Below are 17,500 nucleotides of genomic sequence, written 5' to 3'. Positions count from 1 at the left end.
CATTTAGCCATGAAAAAAATTCTTTTTGCCAACATGCCTTTTGACGGGCATTTCAATCCATTGACGGGTATTGCCATGCACCTCAAATCGCAGGGGCACGATGTAAGGTGGTACTCGGCCAGTTTTTACGAGGAAAAAGTTAAAAAACTGGACATTCCATTTTATCCATTCAAGAAAGCGGTTGAATATGACCAACATAGCATGGATGAGGTATTTCCGGAGCGGGTCGAAATTCAAAGCCAGATCAAAAAATTGCAGTTAGACATCAAAAATTCCTTTGTTTTAAGGGCTCCCGAATTTTTCGAAGACATTCAGGAAATCAACGAGTCCTGGTCATTCGACCTCATGATTTCGGACGTTGCTTTTACGGCTATCCCTTTTGTAAAAGAGGTTTTGCATAAAAAGGTCGTTGCAATTGGCGTGTTTCCGCTCACAGAAAACTCGAAAGATCTCCCTCCGGCAGGCCTGGGCATGACACCGTCCGATACATTTTTTGGAAGAAGAAAACAGGACTTCCTGCGGATGTTCGCCGATCGGGTTTTGTTTCGGGAGTCAGCGGCGATATTCAGGGAAATGTTCCGGAAATACGGTATCCAGCCTGCTAAGGGCAATGTTTTCGATGTCTTGGGAAAAAAATCGGACCTGTTACTTCAAAGCGGTACGCCTGGGTTTGAATACAAGCGAAGCGATCTGAGCTCTCATATCCGGTATGTTGGTGCTCTGCTTCCTTATTCCGGAAAGCAAATGCCGCTTCCCGACCTGGGCGATAAACTGAATGCCTACGAAAAAGTGATCCTGGTTACGCAGGGGACATTGGAAAAAGATCCGGAAAAAATCATAGTACCGACGCTGAAAGCATTCAAAAACAGCAAACATCTCGTGATCGCCACTACGGGCGGCTCGCAAACAGCCGAACTGCAAAAGCGGTTTCCTGAGGATAATATCGTGATCCGTGACTTTATTCCTTTTAATGATATTATGCCGCATTGCCACGTCTACGTCACCAATGGAGGCTACGGGGGTGTGATGCTGGGCATTGAGAACAAGTTGCCGCTGGTGGTGGCCGGTATTCATGAAGGGAAGAACGAAATCAATGCAAGAGTCGACTATTTTGGCCTGGGTATTGATCTTAAAACAGAATTTCCAAGCCCGGAACAGATCAGTAACAGTGTTCAAAAAGTGCTGTCCAATAGTGCTTTCAGTAACAATGTCAAAAAGCTAAGCATGGAGTTTAAAGATTATAACCCGCAGCAGCTTTGTGAAAAATATATCAATGAACTATTAAATATACCAGCCCAAGGGCCTGACGTGTATTCTGAATATCTTTGAACCACCTACCTCAACAGTTGTTTCTGACAATGAAAAAGTATTGTTACCTGCTTGTGTTTCTGCTGGTTAATTCACTGGGATTAAAGGCAGGTACCATTGCTTTGAAAGACGTGCATGTTTCTTACGACCTTGCCAAAGACATGAAGCTACTGGTGGACGAACCAGGTTCGCTGACATTCCACGATGTATTGAAACGTACGGCAGATTTTAAGAAAATGGAGCAGCCGGTGCTGAACTTCGGGCCTTCGGATGTGGCGGTATGGCTGAGGTTTGTCATTCGCAATGATGCGGGAAAGGAATGGTTCTTGCACATTGGGGCACCGTTTCTGACTGAGATAGACCTTTACAAAACGGACGGAAAGGGTGGTTTTATAAAGTCAGAAATGAGTTCGGCCAGGCCATTTGCCGAAAGGCCTGTTTTGACTACACAGATGATACTACCGCTGAATGCGGCTGGCGGGGAAACAGTGGTGTACTACCTGAGGGTCAGGAGCAATGCGGTGTTGCGCGTTCCGCTGGAAGTAGCTACGATGCAATATCTTTTCGAACAAAGCCAGTCGGTGGATATCTGGAACGGGATGTATTTCGGCCTTATTCTGGCGCTAGTACTTTATAACCTGTTCGTTTTCATCTCGTTGAGAGAGCGTGCGTACCTGTTCTACGTTTTTTACGTTTTTTTCATTGCATTGAACATTGCTTATACCAAAGGTTATTTTCTTCAATTTGTCGTTCCCGGGTTTCCGCAAGCCAATCACTCCAATTTCACCGGCTCGCTTGCCTGTATTTTTCTTCTGCTTTTCGCCAGAACATTTTTGGACACCGGCTTGCGTGTCCGGCATTCATGGAAAATTGAAAACGTGCTATTTTTGCTATGCATTATTTGCATAGCTATATCCCTGAACGGACAAAGACTTGAAGGCTTTGTCCTGATTTGGGTGATATCGTTGCTGGTGATCATATACATTTTGATTGCCAGCACAATCGTGGTGCTTAAAGGATTCCGGCCGGCCAGGTTTTTTAGATTTGGTCCCGGAATTATATCTGAGGAAATGCGTCAATGCGGCTTTAAACCGGCCAGGATTTTTCTATTCGGTTTTTTTATTCTTTCTGCCGGAATCATCATTTATGCATTAAAAGACCAGGCAATTCTCCCCCAGAACTGGTTTACCGAGAATGCTTACATTTTGGGATCAGCCCTGGAAGCCATTATCCTTTCTTATGCATTGGCCAAGAAGCTGCATATTTATAAAAGGGAAAAAGAGGAAAGTCAGCTGGAAGCCCTGGCACAGGCGACTTTGTTTTCTCACCAGCTGATTGAGTCTCAGGAAAATGAAAGAAAAAGAGTGGCCGCCGAACTGCATGATAGCTTGGGACAAAGCCTGGGAATGGTCAAAAACAAGGTACTGATGCTCAAAAGGGATATGGAAAAGCCATTGGCCAAGGAAAAGCACGTTACCGATCTTGAAAAAATGGTAGGGGAGAACATTCAGGAAGTACGTAACATTTCTTATAACCTGAGGCCGCTGCATCTTGATCTTTTGGGCATTACCCAATCGGTAAACAGTCTGCTGGAAGATGTGATGGAGTCGGGGACACTGTATATTGTTACCGACATTGAATTGTTTGACAACCTGCTGTCTAAGTCCAATGAGATCAATGTGTTCCGTATCATTCAGGAATGTTTTAATAATATTGTGAAACATGCACAGGCCACCGAGGCGCGGATCAGTATCAGAAGGGAGCAAAACGAACTGAAAATTACCATTGCTGACAACGGCATCGGGATGCAGCAAGCCGGGCGGGGAAAGAACGGTTTCGGATTGCTAGGCATACGGGAAAGGCTTAACATTCTGAACGGGTACATGGAAATTACGTGCAACCAGCCACACGGCACCATTTTGAATTTTACAATTTTAATTTGATCATGGAAATCAAAATACTGACCGCGGACGATCATCCGATTTTTTTGAAAGGGCTGAAAGAAACGATCGAAACTGATCCGGATTTTAAGGTGACAAAAAGTGCTCAAAACGGGCAGGAAGCATTATTGGCGTTCCAAACGCATTCATTTGACGTGGTCATTCTCGACATTGATATGCCCAAAATGAGTGGTCTCGAAGCGGCTGAAAAGATTCTGCAGATCAAACCCGAGTTTCCTGTGATCATGCTGACGATGCACAAAGAAAAGGCGCCGTTTATGAAGTCACTGGAAATTGGCGTTCTGGGCTATGTTTTGAAAGAAAACGCGGTTTCTGATATCATTCATGCCATTTACAAAGTAATGGAAGGAGAATCGTACCTGAGCCCTGAAATATCGTCCTATCTGCTCAAAAAGGCAACCGCTACCAACAAGCAAGTAAGTACTGACTTGCTGGACCAGCTTACGCCAGCCGAAAAGCAGATTGTCAAAATGATCGCCGAATATAAATCGAGCAAGGAAATCGCTGACGAACTATTTATCAGTGAAAAAACGGTCTTCAATCACAGGACGAATATTGCCAAAAAGCTGAACCTGAACGGTAAAAACAGCCTGTTGCGTTTCGCGCTGGGTAGTGTCCGCTAGCCGCTAAGCTTTTTCCCAGAGGCTGTCCGTGAAATAATGCTTGCAGTCCAGAAAATGCTCTACTACTTGGAAACCATTATTCCGGGCCGTAGTTTCGATCTCGGTTAATGTGTACTTTTTCGAAAGCTCCGTCCAGATCAGTTCGTTTTGTTGAAATGTATAACATTTATCCATTCGCTGAACGTGTACTTTCTGTGGTACCAAACTGACAAGGTAGCTCCGTACTTCGCCGTTCATCGGGTTATAATGGGAGTAAAAGTCAAACTGATTTGTCTTGAAATTGCCTCCGAGCTCGCGGTTGATACGGTGTAACAGATTGATATTGAATTTCTTGGTAATGCCTTTCGGATCGTCGTAGGCGCAGCGTATGGTAGCAGGATTTTTTTGGAGATCGAAACCTGTCAGCAGCTTGTCGCCAGGGCGCATACTTTCGTTGAACCGGGTTAGCAAGTCATTGACCTCATTTACTTCATAGTTACCGATGTTACCGCCCAGAAACAAGTACAGGCTCGGTGTGTGTGCTGCGGACAGCTCCTCGATCATTGAAAAGTAGTTTCCGATCTTAGAATTGATCTTCAATCCGGGCAGATGGTGGAGCATGTTTGTTTCCAGTTCCTCTATCGCCTTTTTGGAAATATCAATGGGCACATAGGAGAAGTCAGTTCCACTGCTAATCAGCTTTTTAAGCAACTGACGCGTCTTAATGCCGTCTCCCGCACCAAATTCGACGATATTGAACGGTTCCTGAAAATGCAGCCGATCGATAATGCGTTCCCCCTGCAAAGACAAAATCTCGAATTCGCAGGCAGTAGGGTAGTACTCAGGCATTTTCATGATATCCTGAAAAATACCGCTGCCGATATCGTCGTAAAAATATTTGGAAGAAATATGCTTCAAAGGAGCGGAAAGGCCTCTGTGAACATCTTTTGCGAAGGTATTGTCTGACATAATGATTGAATCAAGTTACTTCACCAGCCTGATGCCAGTGTACTGCCAACGTTCGTGCGTGTGAAAAAAGTTACGATAAGTCCTTCGGCTGTGCTCCGGCGATGTGGCGACTGACGCGCCACGCAGCACCATTTGGTTGATCATGAATTTGCCATTGTACTCACCCACAGCCCCTTCTGCCTTGGAAAAGCCCGGGTAGGGAAGGTAGGCGCTGTTGGTCCATTCCCAGCGAGCGCCCCAATCCAGGTTCACGGAAGCAATTTCCCACTCCGCCTCGGTAGGTAGCCGCATGCCTTTCCACTGTGCAAAAGCCGAAGCCTCAAAGAAGCTGATATGGCTCAATATTGCCTTAGGATTGACCTTTTGCAGTCCGGCAAGGGTATAATAGTGCCACTCACCGTTTATTTTATGCCAGTACATTGGTGACTGAACAGTGTTAGCATTCACCCACGACCAGCCCTCGTCGAGCCACAGATTGAAATTCTGGTAGCCGCCCGAATTCATAAATTCAATGTATTCTTTATTGATAACCAGTGACTTACTGATCTCAAAATCGTGCAGATAAACCTTGTGACGGCCCAGTTCATTGTCAAAACAGAAACCTTCTCCGGCAAAACCGATGTCGTAAACACCTTCTGGAATTTTGACAAAACCTGTTTCAGTATTTGTCCCGTCAACAAGATTATGGTCAGATTTATAAACCGGAAACAATGGATTGTGGCCCAGAATGTACTTAATGTCCGTCACCAGTAATTCCTGATGTTGCTGCTCGTGATGGAGTCCCAATTCTATCAGTGATAATGCCGCGTCGTCCAGCTCACTTTCAAGCAAATCGTTCATGCAGGCGTCCACATGTTGGCGGTATGCGTACACAGCTTTTGTGGTCGGGCGTGTAACATTTCCCCTGTCTGTACGCAGGGTGCGCTCGCCTACATTGTTGTAATAGCTATTGAACAAATAATTGAAATCCGGGTCAAAAACCTGATAATTTTCAATGAGGTTTTTTAATATAAATGTTTCAAAAAACCAGGTTGAATGCGCCAGGTGCCACTTTGGAGGACTTACAAATGGAACGGGTTGAGGGACATAGTCTTCTGTTTCAAGCGGTGCGCAAATATGTTCGGAATATTTTCTAACACTGTTATATGCTTCCCTAATGCTGGTGGTTTTCATTAGATGAATATCGTTTTAAATCGGAAATGGTTTTAATGTTCAAGGATTGTGCCTGTTCTTTCCGCATCATTAATGCGTAGGCATTATTAAAGCCGATGGGTTTCAGCCATGCAAGCCCGTATTGTTTCGAAAATTCGTTTTTGACATATTCAAACACCCGGTCGCGGTCGCCCGAAAGTTCAATAAGCTGCTTTTTGGTTGGTTTCAGAATAACCAGCAAACCTGTTCCCGTGTATTCCGGGTACATATCAATTTCATTATTTGTCAATGCGTCAAAGCATATTTTGGTGCCTCCCAGGCCTGTTCGCGTCAGCACTTTCAGTTCGGTATTACCCTCGATCAGCTCTTTGTACATATTGATCAGAATGTACTGTTCTGCAAATATTTTAGAACCTAACCGAACTGTTCCTTTGTTCCCGCCGAGTGGTTTTTTGTAAAGTTTTTGCTCTACCAAAAAATCATGTGCAACCTTTTCGGGCACTTGTTTGAGATAGTCCACACGATAATTCAGCTCCGTCATCACGGAGTCGTTGATCCTGCCGGAAAGCTGTTCGAGTACAGGTTGCAGCTCAGGATATTTTATCAAAACCTCTTTTCTGATCAATGGAGAGGCATAGTAAGGCGGAAAAATGTGCTTGTCGTCTTCCAGCGTCAGCAAGTCGTAAGCTTTGAGGCGTCCGTCGGTGCTATATCCGCTGATCACGTCCAGTTTTTTCTCAAATGCGGCCTTGTACATCACGGCATCACTGATCACCACCGTTGGAATGTCCAATTTGTATTGCGATTTGAGGCCCAGGTATCCATCTTCCCGCCCCATAAACTCAGGGGTAAAGCCTCCCAGCATGTTTTGCGCCGAACGCGGGATAATGTAAAAGGAAGACAATGTCAGAAGAATAACTGCGAGTACCGCTGGCATTTTTCGCATTTGCCTTACATTGGTCTTTTGTATCAATGACAGCAAAAAATCCAGCAGAATGGCGAGCAATGCTGCCGGGATCGCCCCGGCGAGTATCATATTGGTGTTGTTAAGTGCTATACCACCGAAAATGAATTCCCCGAGACCGCCAGCAGCAATGTAAGCAGCCAGCGTCGCCACACCCACATTGATCACCGTCGCCGTCCGAATTCCGGCCAGAATCACCGGCATGGCCAGCGGGAGTTCAACACTGAAAAGCACCTGCCATTTGCTCATCCCCATTCCCCGCGCCGACTCGGTAATGGCCGCATCGACGCCCGTAATGCCGGTGTAAGTGTTGCGGATGATAGGCAGCAAAGCATATAAAAACAACGCAGTAATCGCCGGGAGTGGGCCTATTCCGAGCAATGGGATCATAAAACCCAATAATGCAATGCTGGGTATCGTCTGTAAAATTCCGGCAAAACCGAGTACCAGCCAGGCCGCTTTTTTCTTCTGCGCAATCCAGATTCCAAGTGGTAAACCGATGATCACAGCCACGAGCAGGGAAATGCAGGTGAGGCCAATGTGCGAAACCGTCTGGTCCCACAGCTTGTCCGACTGCTGCATCATAAACTCCCACAAGCTCTGTTGTGCTTCCATTAACGACGGTTTTGAATATGGTTAAAAGCAGTTTCGATCACCGCTAGTGTGACTATTTTTTGCTCTGACAATCCGAGATCGCCAACAACGAGTTGCTGCGACTGCTTTTCCGACAATATTTCCATCGCTCCCCAAAGACTTTCATCGCTGGTAATGTCAGCTTTCGAAGCATTAGGAGCGCCAGAAAGCTGGTTCCAGATGGTTTTCAAACTCAATGATTTCAATTGCAGCAACAACCTCTGATCTTTAAAAAATGACCTCGCGAAGTCATTCTCCGGGTTAAATATCAAAGCCTCCGGCGTACCCGATTGAACGATTTGCCCCTTATCCATTAAACAGACGTGATCTCCAAGCTCAAAGGCTTCCTGTACATCATGTGTTACGAGTACGATGGTTTTACTTTTCAGCTCAGGCAACTGCTTGAATTCTTTTCGTATACCCGAGCGCGTGACGGGATCCAGTGCGCCGAAAGGCTCGTCCATTAACAGTACCGGCGGATCGGCAATAAGTGCCCTGGCTAGTGAAACGCGTTGTTTTTGTCCGCCGCTGAGCTCATCGGGATACTTGTTGCCAAACTCATTGAATGGCAATTTCAGCTGGTCTAGCAGTTCGCCCGACCTTTGCAGGATCTTGTCCTTTTTCCACCCTAGTAGCTTCGGAACTACCGCTAGATTTTGAGCAACGGTGAAATGCGGGAACAGGCCGTTGTTTTGCGAAACGTAGCCAATGGTACGTCTGAGGATCTCCGGCTGTTCTTGAAAAATATTTTTACCGTCAATGGTAATGTTGCCCGAAGTGGCGTCAATTAATCGGTTCAGCATTTTCAATGTCGTGGTCTTTCCACAGCCGCTGGTACCTAGGAGCACCATTGTTTCACCTTGTTTTACTTCAAAAGAAATGTTTTTAACCGCCTGAATGTCATTAAAATGTTTGCTGATTTGGTCGGCTATGATCATGATTTTTGGTGGCAGCTGGAAAGTTCAGGAAATGCAGTGATGAACTGCACCTTCTGTTTGTACATAAAATAAGCCGAATTCGATCCATTTATAATCAAAAATGATCGGTTCTTTATTCATCAAGCGTCATAAAAAGGTTATTCAGTGATTCCGCATAAGTGGGATGCGCGAACACGCCATCGCGAATTTTGTCATAGGTAATGCCGCCCATCATGGCCATTTGAAGGATCGCCGCGATTTCACCACCTTGCTCGGCAAGCACCGCGGCGCCCAGGATTTTTTTACTTTTGGCGTCTACAATGACCTTCATCAGCCCCCTTTCGTCACCGGTTTCAATGGACCTGGCGACACTGTCGTTTTTCAATGTCGCTACCTTGAAGTCCAGTCCTTGTTTTTTAGCTTCTTGCTCCGTTATTCCCACACGCCCCAGTTGAGGATCGATGAACATGCAGTAGGGAACGAGCCGGTTGGTAATGGTAGCTTTTCCCTTCCGAATGATATTTTCCTCCAAAATCCGGTAATCGTCAAACGATATATGCGTGAATGCCGGACCGCCTTTGACGTCTCCAAGTACATAAATGTCCTTCGCGGTGGTTTCCAGCTTGTCATTGGCTTTGATAAACCCTTTTTCGTCCGTTTCCACACCCGTTACTTTAAGATTCAGGGCATCGGTTTGAGGTGCGCGCCCCGTTGCTACCAGCATATGGGAACATTCGATTGTGGTCTTTTTATCACCTGACTCAATATTAGCAACGATGTGATTTCCTGTTTTTTCAACTTTAACTGCTTTACTGCCAGTCAACATTTCAATTCTTTCCTCTTTCAAAATATTGGCGACCTCTTCGGCAATATCTTTGTCTTCCTTTTTCAGAATCCTTTCCGAAGCTTCCAGTATCGTCACTTTGCTGCCGAATCTTCGGAACATTTGCCCGAATTCCAGACCAATATAGCCGCTTCCCAGTATCAGCAGGTGTTCCGGGATTTCACTAAGTTCCATGATCGACGTGGAAGTGAGGTACTCGATATTGTCGATGCCTTCAATTTCAGGAATGCGCGGTTTTAACCCGGTATTGATGAAGAATTGATCTGCGGAAAGTACCAGCGGTTTTCCATCGTTTAATGCAATGGTGATTTCCTTTTCAGCTGAAAAACTCGCAGAACCGTAATATAGATCGAGATTGGCAGTTTCATTAATCCCCTTTTCGACATTCTTCCGCATGGACTGCACAATGTCGTTTTTCCTTTTGAGAATGGTTTTAAAATCAATGGTCGTCTTTTCGGAAACAACACCCAGCTTCTTGTTGTGACCTACCGACCAGGCGGCTTTGGCGGATGCTACCATTGCTTTGGTAGGTGAGCAGCCATCGTTCACGCAGGTGCCGCCAACCCAGCGTTGCTCAATCAATGCTGTTTTCAGGCCAGATTGAGCCAGTTTTTTGGAAAGGGGAGTACCTGCCTGGCCGGAGCCAATGACAATCGCATCATAATGTTTCATAAAAGTATTTTCAGTGTGACGAATGCACGAAGACCGTGAAAGTTACGTATAGCCGGTAACAATAAAAGCGTGCCTATCGAGACACGCTTTTATTTCAAAATCCTGATGTAGCCTTTCGGCCCTAGTATTTTATGAGAAGTAATTCAGCGAAGCTGCTTTATCTATGTTAATCTGCTTGACGAGCATATCCAGACTGTCAAATTTTTGTTCCGGGCGCAGGTAATGCAGCAGTTCCAATTTGAGGTCTTCGCCGTAAATTTCCTGATTAAAATCAAACAAATGTGCCTCAATTGTCCGCATGGTACCGTCCACGGTCGGGCGTACGCCAATGTTCAGCATTCCTTTGTACGTTACATCCTGGTGGGTGGCATGAATGACGTAGACGCCATTCATCGGAACCAACTTATAAGATTCGTGCAAATGCAGGTTGGCTGTGGGGAATCCAATAGTGCGTCCAAGCTGTTTGCCTTTCACTACCGTTCCCGACAGGGTATAGTAGCGTCCCAACAGTTCATTCGCTTCATGAATATGTCCGGTCACCAGAGATTTGCGGATTCTTGACGAACTGATTGCCATGTTTTCAATGTCTTCGCGGGGAATTTCTTCCACTTCAAAACCATAGGCAGAGCAGTTCTTTTGAAGGAATTCAAAACTGCCTTCCCGGTTTCGTCCAAAACGATGGTCGTAGCCGATCACCAGTTTTTTGGTGCCGATTTTGTCAACGAGGATCTGCTGAATGAATTCGTCTGACGAAAGTTCTGAGAAAGCGCGGGTGAAAGGGACGATCGCCAGATGCTGAATGCCAAGCTGGGCAAAAAGTTCTATTTTTTCGTCGATCGTGGAAAGTAGCTGCAATCCCTGGCTGTCGTCCGAAACTACCATGCGCGGGTGAGGCCAGAAAGTAAGCACCACGGATTCTCCTCCCGACTGCTCACTAATCTCTTTCAGACGGGAAAGTATTTTTTTATGTCCAAGATGCACCCCGTCAAAAGTACCGCTTGTTACGACGCCATATTCCAGCTTATCAAAGGAATCAAGGCTATGATAAATATTCATTCGTCCACTTCTAACTTCAACTCGACTCTTTTTTGATGAATGAAATCGGTCAGATCCCATGCATTTTTCAGTTCAAAGGCTCCGATCCTCGTCCTGCACAGCGCACTCATATAGGCGCCACTGCCGGCCAACTGACCAAAATCCCGAACCATACTGCGAATATAAGTACCTTTTGAACAAATGATCCTAAAATCAATGGAAGGAAAGTTGGTGGCATCAATTTCAAAAAGTGAAACGGTAACATTCCTTTTTTTGATTTCAACCTCTTCGCCACGTCTCGCTTTTTTGTAAAGACGCTCACCGTCAACACGTACCGCAGAATAAATAGGAGGAACCTGCTCTATATTTCCAACCAGTTTGAGCCGTGCTTCTTCGAGCACTTCGGGCGTAACGTGGTCGGTGGGATATTCGGCGTCGAATTCAGTTTCCAGGTCAATGGACGGTGTCGTTTTACCCAAAACCATGGTGCCGGTATATTCTTTTTCCTGCGCCTGGTAACTATCGATCTGTTTGGTTTTCTTACCGGTACACAGGATCAGCAGGCCGGTAGCGAGTGGATCAAGTGTTCCCGCGTGGCCGATTTTCTTGAACTTGCAAGCTCTTTTCAGCTTGTTGGCCACATCAAATGAAGTCCAGGTCAAAGGCTTGTCGATTAAAATGACTTCGCCTTCGTCTGGTATGTTGTTTTCGTTATTCAAATTCTTGGTGAAAATAAATGGTCAGGCAAGTGGCTTAAACAATGTCCAGCTTGTATCCTGAGGCCAGCAGTCCCAACAATACCAGTCCCAGAATGATACGGTAGTAACCGAACACCTTGAAACCGTATTTGGTCAGAAAGCTGATGAAAAATTTAATGGCCAGCATCGCTACTACAAATGCGACCAGGTTCCCGATCAAAAGCACTTTAATGTCCTCTGCCTGAATGGTGTCATAAGTTTTGAGGAGCTTGTACCCGCCCGCAGCAGCCATAGTAGGCACCGCCAGGAAGAAAGAAAACTCAGCAGCCTGCTTGCGTGACAATCCCTGCAACATTCCTCCGATGATCGTGGAAGCGGATCTGGAAACGCCGGGTATCATGGCAATACATTGAAAAAAACCGATTTTCAATGCATCGAAGTATGATATTTCGCGTTCGCGGGTATTGTCGTTGGCAATGCGGTCTATAAAAACGAGGATAATGCCGCCAACCAATAATGATATGGCTACGACCACGACGTTTTCAAGCATAGAGTCGATAAAATCGTTGAGCAGAAAACCAATAATAGCTGCGGGAAGAAAAGCAACAGCTAGTTTGAAATAAAAATCGGTTGTCTGAAAGAAACGTTTCCAGTAAAGTACCAGTACGGAAAGAATAGCGCCGAACTGAATGTTAACGGTAAACATTTTGGTGAACTCCAAATGACTGATCCCCATGAAGGAGGAAGCAATGATCATGTGGCCGGTGGAAGAAACTGGTAAAAACTCTGTAATCCCTTCAACAATTGCTAAAATAATCGCCTGCCAGATACTCATGAATTAGCGGGTTTACGTAGAATAGCCCAAAACTCAATGATAAAGCCCGTTATTGTCACAAGAGGGCCAAGGGTCAGACCTAAGAAACCAAAACCAAATTCAGCACTGTCGAAGGTCATAATTAAAAAGCCTGCGAGAATAACTGCAATACCGATCAGCATCGTGGTATAGTTCGATGTCGCAAATGGGAGTTCGTTTTTCGTGTTACTCATGTCTTTTGTGGTTTCTTTTATTGTATCGAATAGTCAAAAGGAAATGAAAAATCAATCAGTACAGGTCGTCCAGCGCCATTCTCAGGTAACGGGCCAATGATTGGTAGGTACTGGCGACTCCTATTAAAATGCCAAGTGAAAGTACGGTCAGGACCAGGATTACGATCTTGTCGTATTCCTGCAGCATCGCAAGGCCTTCTACATTACGAACAGCAAGTTGTTGCAACCCGATGAGCATAATGCCTGCCAGTACGCCGCCTACCAGCCCCTGGATCGCACCGCGCATTACATACGGACGCTGGATAAAACCATTGGTAGCACCCACCAGCTGCATACTGCGGATCAGGAACCGCTGCGAATAGATCGCCAGCTTAATAGTATTGTTAACCAGCAAGACGATGATAATGAGCATGATCAATGCGAAGCTGGCCAGTACCACGTATATTTTGGTGACGTTTTTATTAATGTTGTCAGCCAGGTCTTCCTGGTACACGACTTCGTAAACGCCTTTAATCTGTTCGAGCTCTTTTTTGATCAGCTGTAACTTGGCCTCCTCGAAATACTCTTCCTGGATTTTGACACGATAACTGTCGCGCAATGGATTTTCACCGAGGAATGTGGCAAAATCCTCTTTGGTACCTTCGATAAATTCTTTGGCAGCCTCTTCTTTGGAGACAAATGTGATCGGCTTAACGTCCGTTGCAGTCAGCACAAACGGTTTAACCTTAATGATATTCAGAATGGAATCCTGTCCGGCCTTGGTTTCTTCTTTGTTCAGAAAAACCCGGACTTCAATGTTCTGGCGAATAATAGAAACCAGTTTTTTCGATTGTATTACCAGCAATCCGCAAAATCCAATCAGAAATAACGCAGCCGTGAGGCTCATTACGATCATGGCATTGGGGTAACTTCCAATCTTCTTTTTTTTAGGCATAGCAGCGTAAGATTTCGCTTGTCGTTTTGTTCAGCTTTCGAAGTTAACGAACAATGGCAAAAATAAGGATTTAAATTTCAAAAGAGCCGAAATCAGGCTATCCTTAACTATTTTTAACTTAATGAGCTCGATTAGTTCCGTCTGCCCATCTCATCACGGATCTTGGCAGCCTTTTCGTAGTCTTCTTTTGCGAGTGCATCGTCGAGCATTCTTTGCAGCTCGTCGAAGGTAAGGTCGCGCAGCTGATCTTTGGAAGAGCCGGAAGTTTTCAACGTTTCGCGCACTGCATCCTCGTCTTCGTCCTCTTCCTCGGTTAATGAGCTTGAAACGATCCCTGCCTCAGATAAAATCGCCTCGTAGGTAAATATAGGAATGTCAAACCTTAGTCCGATAGCGATGGCGTCGGAAGGGCGGGCATCAATTTCTACTTCTCTGAGACTGTCTGTGCAGACGATCTTGGCGTAAAAAATGCCTTCTTTGAGATCAGAAATGACGATTTCTTTTAATGTATAATTCATCCCGTCAGCAAATGACTTGAACAGGTCATGCGTCATAGGGCGGTTAGGGACGATATTTTCGATCTGAACAGCGATAGCCTGCGCTTCAAACACACCTATAATGATAGGCAGGCGGCGGTTGCCCAATTCTTCTCCGAGAACCAGCGCAAAAGAGCCGGCCTGGGATTGGCTTGGGGATAGCCCCAGGATTTCTAACTTAATTTTTTTCACGTTTAAACTAAATGCGCAAGTATTGTTAACAGTTGTGGTGAATTATGCCTGAATAAGTAGTTATTCTTATGAGTAGGTGACTTTGCCTTGCCGATCCGGATTAGCGGGTCGAAGTTGCAAAAATAAATAACCCGTACTGCATAAAAAAATGCTGTACGGGTGGAAAGGAATCTTAATAACAGTTACGAGTGAAACTGACCGGGTTAAACATCTGATTTCTAAGGATGTTTTTTGACAAACCGTACGGGAAATATTCCGATTAATTTGGAAAACGGCTGTTTTACGAGGTTATTTCAATTTTTTCGCTGCTTCTGTTAATTTCGGCAAGACCTCAAAAACATCTCCAACAATTCCATAATCCGCTGCTTTGAAAAATGGAGCTTCGGGATCTTTATTAATCACTACGATACATTTTGAGCCATTCACACCAGCCAAATGCTGAATAGCACCGGAAATCCCGCAGGCAATGTACAGGCTCGGCGCAACTTTGATGCCCGTTTGCCCGATATGTTCATGATGCGGACGCCAATCCAGGTCGGAAACTGGTTTCGAACATCCCGTTGCGGCACCAAGCGCCTTCGCCAGGTCGAGTAGCGGCTGCCAGTGTTCGGGACCTTTCATACCTCGCCCGCCGGAAACAATGATCTCAGCCTCAGTCAATGATAATTCTGAATCAGCTTTTTCAACATTCTGTACGGTGGCTTTGAAGTCCGAATCACGCAATTGTGGCGAGAAACTTTTGACAGTGGCGGCTGTGCCTGTCAGCTGGGATTCGTCTATTTCAATGGCATTCTTTTTGACCACCAATATTTTAACGTCCGATTTGATTTCGGCTGTCGCGAACGCTTTTCCGGTAAATATGCTCCTTGTAACCTTGAACGCGCCATTGGTGTCAGGCAATGCGGTCACACCAGAAACTACCCCGGCTTTCAACTTCGCCGCCGCGCGGGCAGCCATCGCGTCTCCCAACCCCGATTTACTGAGAATGATCACTTTGCTACCTTCCTGCTGCGCCGCCTGAACGAGCGCGTCGGCATAGGCCAGGCCATTTTCGTGGGACAGTTTTTCGTCAGCCGCGTGCAACACGTTTACTGCGCCATAGCTTCCGGCCTTTTCAAGCTCAGCAGTTTCTGCCTTTCCGACAGCCAGCACGGTTGCTTTTTCGCCTAGTTGTTCTGCGACTCTTGCTCCGTAAGCAACCGCTTCCAGAGATGTCTTTTTGATTGAACCATTATCGAGTTCTACATATATCAGGACCGACATATTTCTAATGTTTTAATGTTTTTGAAAGGATGAAGTGCAGTTTACAGGACCTTGGCCTCGGTTTGCAATAGCCTGATCAGCATCTCTGCCTCACCGGCCGGTATCATTTTGCAGGCACCTTTGGGGGCTGGCAATGAATACTTTTCAGGGACCGTCATGGTTTCAACGCTTACCGGCTCTGTCACATTCAAAGGCTTGGTACGGGCCGTCATGATTCCGCGCATGTTTGGGATTTTCCATTCGGATATCGGCTCCTGGCAGCCTAGCACGAGTGGAAGCGGGGCTTTCAGGATTTCCTTTCCGCCGTCAATTTCCCGGCTGATCGTAGCCGTGCCGCCGTCGATATCCAGCTTCATCACCGGCGAGTAGGAGGGAATGCCCAGCATTTCACCCACCAGTCCATGCACTACACCACTATTATAGTCGATGGATTCGCGGCCCATCAGTATCAGGTCATAATTATTTTGCGAGGCGATATGGGCGATCTGGGTAGCTACAAAATAGGAATCCAGCGGATCGGCATTCACGCGGATCGCATCGTCGGCGCCGATTGCCAGCGCTTTACGGATCTGCGGATCGGCATCGGCTTCGCCAACATGCAATACGGTCAACGTCCCGCCCGACTGTTCTTTCAATTCTACGCCCCGTGCTAGCGCATAGTCGTCATAAGGTCCTATAATATATTGAACACCGTTTTTATTGAGCTTGGTGTCATTGTCGGTGAAGGTTATCTTGGCGGTTGTATCCGGTACATTAGTTATACAAACGAGTATTTTCATGAGCATTTAGTAATGAATCTTAACTTTTATGAGAATAACTTTGTCCGGGCAAATTAGGGAAATCTTAAATAGTATGCAAGCATAATAATATTCAATGAACAACTCACTGCTTCCGGATTTACTGGCATTTTACGAAGAAGATCCAAACGATCCATTTAACATTTACGCGCTCGCAATTGAATATGTAAAGTCCGATTCGAAGAAAGCGGAACAGTTTTTCAAAATACTTTTGACGCAACATCCGGATTATCTGCCAACATACTACCACGCTGGTGCATTTTTTGCTGCCCTCGAAAATGTAGAACAAGCTGAGGAAATTTATCAGAAAGGTGTGGCATTGGCGCTTTCACAAAAGAATGCAAGGGCGCATCAGGAGCTGCAAAGGGCATACAATACGTTTCTCGACGAGCTCGACGACTGAACTGATTTTTTGGCAAAATTTGCGCATTAGGGCAAAAAATCGTACCTTTCATGCTTCGTAAGAATACTACATACCAGACTGCTTTCGGTTAAATACTTTTCCTCTGCTCAGTTTAGTTTGATTTTTATTGTGAGTTCCCAGTAGGATGGGGAAAAAAATTATTCATTATATTATTATGGAAAAGGAATTATTTATTCCACTTGTGGTAAAGTGGGCACAGGCTCATGGGTTTAAGGATATCCAGGCCAACATGGAGGGATATGAGACACCTAAGTCATATGAGCGGGCCGCTGACAATATTAAGTTTACCCCGGACGTAACCGGAGTAAATATGTTCAACAGACACTATCTGGAAGTTTCGGTTAAAACCGATCAGCTTCGCGGAAGCATTTCAAAATGGAAACTGTTGAGCGAACTTGCAGGCATGAAAGGCGCAAAATTGTATCTGATGGCTCCGAGAGGCCACGTCAGGTTTACACGCGAAACTATTGAGCAATATAACATCCCGGCTGAGGTTGTTAAGATTGACTAACTAGGCACTGTTCTTAGTTAGATCCAAGTCATTAATAGTCA

Annotated in this window: 18 protein-coding genes; 5 read left to right on the top strand and 13 right to left on the bottom strand. The window is 45.5% G+C overall.

All coding sequences use genetic code 11. The annotated features are described in order from the left end of the window. Positions 1–9 precede the first annotated feature (9 nt). Genes ON006_RS11180 through ON006_RS11170 form a run of 3 tightly spaced genes read left to right on the top strand, consistent with a single transcriptional unit; the run spans position 10 to position 3,892 of the window. Positions 10–1,329, top strand: coding sequence for a glycosyltransferase (locus ON006_RS11180; RefSeq protein WP_244819866.1), 1,320 nt, complete (start codon positions 10–12; stop codon positions 1,327–1,329). Positions 1,330–1,358: 29 nt separating this feature from the next. Further along, complete coding sequence (locus ON006_RS11175; RefSeq protein WP_244819865.1) at positions 1,359–3,251, top strand: sensor histidine kinase; 1,893 nt, start codon at positions 1,359–1,361, stop codon at positions 3,249–3,251. 2 nt (positions 3,252–3,253) lie between these two features. Beyond that, positions 3,254–3,892: a response regulator gene (locus tag ON006_RS11170; protein WP_244819864.1), complete on the top strand. Its 639-nt coding sequence runs from the start codon at positions 3,254–3,256 to the stop codon at positions 3,890–3,892. 3 nt (positions 3,893–3,895) lie between these two features. Here ON006_RS11170 and ON006_RS11165 read toward each other — a convergent pair whose 3' ends face one another. The 13 genes from ON006_RS11165 to ON006_RS11105 all read right to left on the bottom strand — a co-directional run bounded on the left by ON006_RS11165 (position 3,896) and on the right by ON006_RS11105 (position 16,506). Then, on the bottom strand, positions 3,896–4,840 hold the full coding sequence (locus ON006_RS11165) for an L-histidine N(alpha)-methyltransferase (RefSeq protein ID WP_244819863.1): 945 nt from the start codon (positions 4,838–4,840) through the stop codon (positions 3,896–3,898). A 15-nt stretch (positions 4,841–4,855) separates the two neighbouring features. Further along, positions 4,856–6,013: an ergothioneine biosynthesis protein EgtB gene (gene egtB, locus ON006_RS11160; RefSeq protein WP_244819862.1), complete on the bottom strand. Its 1,158-nt coding sequence runs from the start codon at positions 6,011–6,013 to the stop codon at positions 4,856–4,858. Beyond that, positions 5,994–7,571: an ABC transporter permease/substrate-binding protein gene (locus tag ON006_RS11155; protein ID WP_244819861.1), complete on the bottom strand. Its 1,578-nt coding sequence runs from the start codon at positions 7,569–7,571 to the stop codon at positions 5,994–5,996. Before ON006_RS11155 ends, egtB begins: the two co-directional genes overlap by 20 nt. Beyond that, positions 7,571–8,527: an ABC transporter ATP-binding protein gene (locus ON006_RS11150; protein ID WP_244819860.1), complete on the bottom strand. Its 957-nt coding sequence runs from the start codon at positions 8,525–8,527 to the stop codon at positions 7,571–7,573. The genes ON006_RS11155 and ON006_RS11150 overlap by 1 nt, the downstream gene beginning before the upstream one ends. 112 nt (positions 8,528–8,639) lie before the next feature. Further along, positions 8,640–10,022, bottom strand: coding sequence for a mercuric reductase (locus tag ON006_RS11145; RefSeq protein ID WP_244819859.1), 1,383 nt, complete (start codon positions 10,020–10,022; stop codon positions 8,640–8,642). 129 nt (positions 10,023–10,151) lie between these two features. Further along, on the bottom strand, positions 10,152–11,078 hold the full coding sequence (locus tag ON006_RS11140; RefSeq protein WP_244819858.1) for a bifunctional riboflavin kinase/FAD synthetase: 927 nt from the start codon (positions 11,076–11,078) through the stop codon (positions 10,152–10,154). After that, the gene (gene truB, locus ON006_RS11135) at positions 11,075–11,776 is read right to left on the bottom strand and encodes a tRNA pseudouridine(55) synthase TruB (RefSeq protein ID WP_244819857.1); all 702 of its coding nucleotides are present in this window, start codon (positions 11,774–11,776) and stop codon (positions 11,075–11,077) included. Before truB ends, ON006_RS11140 begins: the two co-directional genes overlap by 4 nt. Positions 11,777–11,810: 34 nt before the next feature. Then, entirely contained in the window at positions 11,811–12,590 is a 780-nt protein-coding gene (locus ON006_RS11130; RefSeq protein ID WP_244819856.1) for an undecaprenyl-diphosphate phosphatase, read from the bottom strand. Further along, a complete protein-coding gene (locus tag ON006_RS11125; RefSeq protein WP_244819855.1) occupies positions 12,587–12,802 on the bottom strand; it encodes a DUF3098 domain-containing protein in 216 nt (71 codons plus the stop codon). Before ON006_RS11125 ends, ON006_RS11130 begins: the two co-directional genes overlap by 4 nt. A 55-nt stretch (positions 12,803–12,857) precedes the next feature. Then, a complete protein-coding gene (locus ON006_RS11120) occupies positions 12,858–13,736 on the bottom strand; it encodes a cell division protein FtsX (protein ID WP_244819854.1) in 879 nt (292 codons plus the stop codon). A 131-nt stretch (positions 13,737–13,867) separates the two neighbouring features. Then, positions 13,868–14,464 (bottom strand): bifunctional nuclease domain-containing protein, encoded by a 597-nt coding sequence (locus ON006_RS11115; RefSeq protein ID WP_244819853.1) that lies wholly within the window; start codon positions 14,462–14,464, stop codon positions 13,868–13,870. A gap of 288 nt (positions 14,465–14,752) precedes the next feature. Then, complete coding sequence (locus tag ON006_RS11110) at positions 14,753–15,727, bottom strand: electron transfer flavoprotein subunit alpha/FixB family protein (RefSeq protein ID WP_244819852.1); 975 nt, start codon at positions 15,725–15,727, stop codon at positions 14,753–14,755. A gap of 41 nt (positions 15,728–15,768) precedes the next feature. After that, positions 15,769–16,506 (bottom strand): electron transfer flavoprotein subunit beta/FixA family protein, encoded by a 738-nt coding sequence (locus tag ON006_RS11105; protein ID WP_244819851.1) that lies wholly within the window; start codon positions 16,504–16,506, stop codon positions 15,769–15,771. Positions 16,507–16,600: 94 nt separating this feature from the next. Here ON006_RS11105 and ON006_RS11100 point away from each other — a divergent pair, with 94 nt between their 5' ends. Both ON006_RS11100 and ON006_RS11095 read left to right on the top strand, forming a co-directional pair. Next, positions 16,601–16,927 carry a tetratricopeptide repeat protein gene (locus tag ON006_RS11100; protein ID WP_244819850.1) on the top strand — a complete coding sequence of 109 codons (327 nt, stop codon included), beginning with the start codon at positions 16,601–16,603 and terminating at the stop codon, positions 16,925–16,927. Between the two features lie 175 nt (positions 16,928–17,102). Further along, positions 17,103–17,459 carry a hypothetical protein gene (locus ON006_RS11095; protein WP_244819849.1) on the top strand — a complete coding sequence of 119 codons (357 nt, stop codon included), beginning with the start codon at positions 17,103–17,105 and terminating at the stop codon, positions 17,457–17,459. The last annotated feature ends 41 nt before the right edge of the window (positions 17,460–17,500 follow it).

Origin of the sequence: Dyadobacter pollutisoli (genome assembly GCF_026625565.1) — a bacterium.
GTDB classification, from domain to species: Bacteria; Bacteroidota; Bacteroidia; order Cytophagales; family Spirosomataceae; genus Dyadobacter; species Dyadobacter pollutisoli.
Note: the sequence above shows the minus strand (reverse complement) of the source record. Positions and strands in the feature narration are given on the sequence as shown.

Excerpts from the sequence above, each read along its gene's own strand:
- ON006_RS11125 (WP_244819855.1), bottom strand. The coding sequence starts at position 12,802 with ATGAGTAACACGAAAAACGAACTCCCATTTGCGACATCGAACTATACC.
- ON006_RS11145 (WP_244819859.1), bottom strand. The coding sequence starts at position 10,022 with ATGAAACATTATGATGCGATTGTCATTGGCTCCGGCCAGGCAGGTACT.
- ON006_RS11165 (WP_244819863.1), bottom strand. The coding sequence starts at position 4,840 with ATGTCAGACAATACCTTCGCAAAAGATGTTCACAGAGGCCTTTCCGCT.
- ON006_RS11140 (WP_244819858.1), bottom strand. The coding sequence starts at position 11,078 with ATGAATATTTATCATAGCCTTGATTCCTTTGATAAGCTGGAATATGGC.
- ON006_RS11150 (WP_244819860.1), bottom strand. The coding sequence starts at position 8,527 with ATGATCATAGCCGACCAAATCAGCAAACATTTTAATGACATTCAGGCG.
- ON006_RS11180 (WP_244819866.1), top strand. The coding sequence starts at position 10 with ATGAAAAAAATTCTTTTTGCCAACATGCCTTTTGACGGGCATTTCAAT.
- ON006_RS11175 (WP_244819865.1), top strand. The coding sequence starts at position 1,359 with ATGAAAAAGTATTGTTACCTGCTTGTGTTTCTGCTGGTTAATTCACTG.
- ON006_RS11100 (WP_244819850.1), top strand. The coding sequence starts at position 16,601 with ATGAACAACTCACTGCTTCCGGATTTACTGGCATTTTACGAAGAAGAT.
- ON006_RS11170 (WP_244819864.1), top strand. The coding sequence starts at position 3,254 with ATGGAAATCAAAATACTGACCGCGGACGATCATCCGATTTTTTTGAAA.
- ON006_RS11155 (WP_244819861.1), bottom strand. The coding sequence starts at position 7,571 with ATGGAAGCACAACAGAGCTTGTGGGAGTTTATGATGCAGCAGTCGGAC.
- egtB (WP_244819862.1), bottom strand. The coding sequence starts at position 6,013 with ATGAAAACCACCAGCATTAGGGAAGCATATAACAGTGTTAGAAAATAT.
- ON006_RS11105 (WP_244819851.1), bottom strand. The coding sequence starts at position 16,506 with ATGAAAATACTCGTTTGTATAACTAATGTACCGGATACAACCGCCAAG.
- ON006_RS11130 (WP_244819856.1), bottom strand. The coding sequence starts at position 12,590 with ATGAGTATCTGGCAGGCGATTATTTTAGCAATTGTTGAAGGGATTACA.
- ON006_RS11095 (WP_244819849.1), top strand. The coding sequence starts at position 17,103 with ATGGAAAAGGAATTATTTATTCCACTTGTGGTAAAGTGGGCACAGGCT.
- ON006_RS11120 (WP_244819854.1), bottom strand. The coding sequence starts at position 13,736 with ATGCCTAAAAAAAAGAAGATTGGAAGTTACCCCAATGCCATGATCGTA.
- ON006_RS11110 (WP_244819852.1), bottom strand. The coding sequence starts at position 15,727 with ATGTCGGTCCTGATATATGTAGAACTCGATAATGGTTCAATCAAAAAG.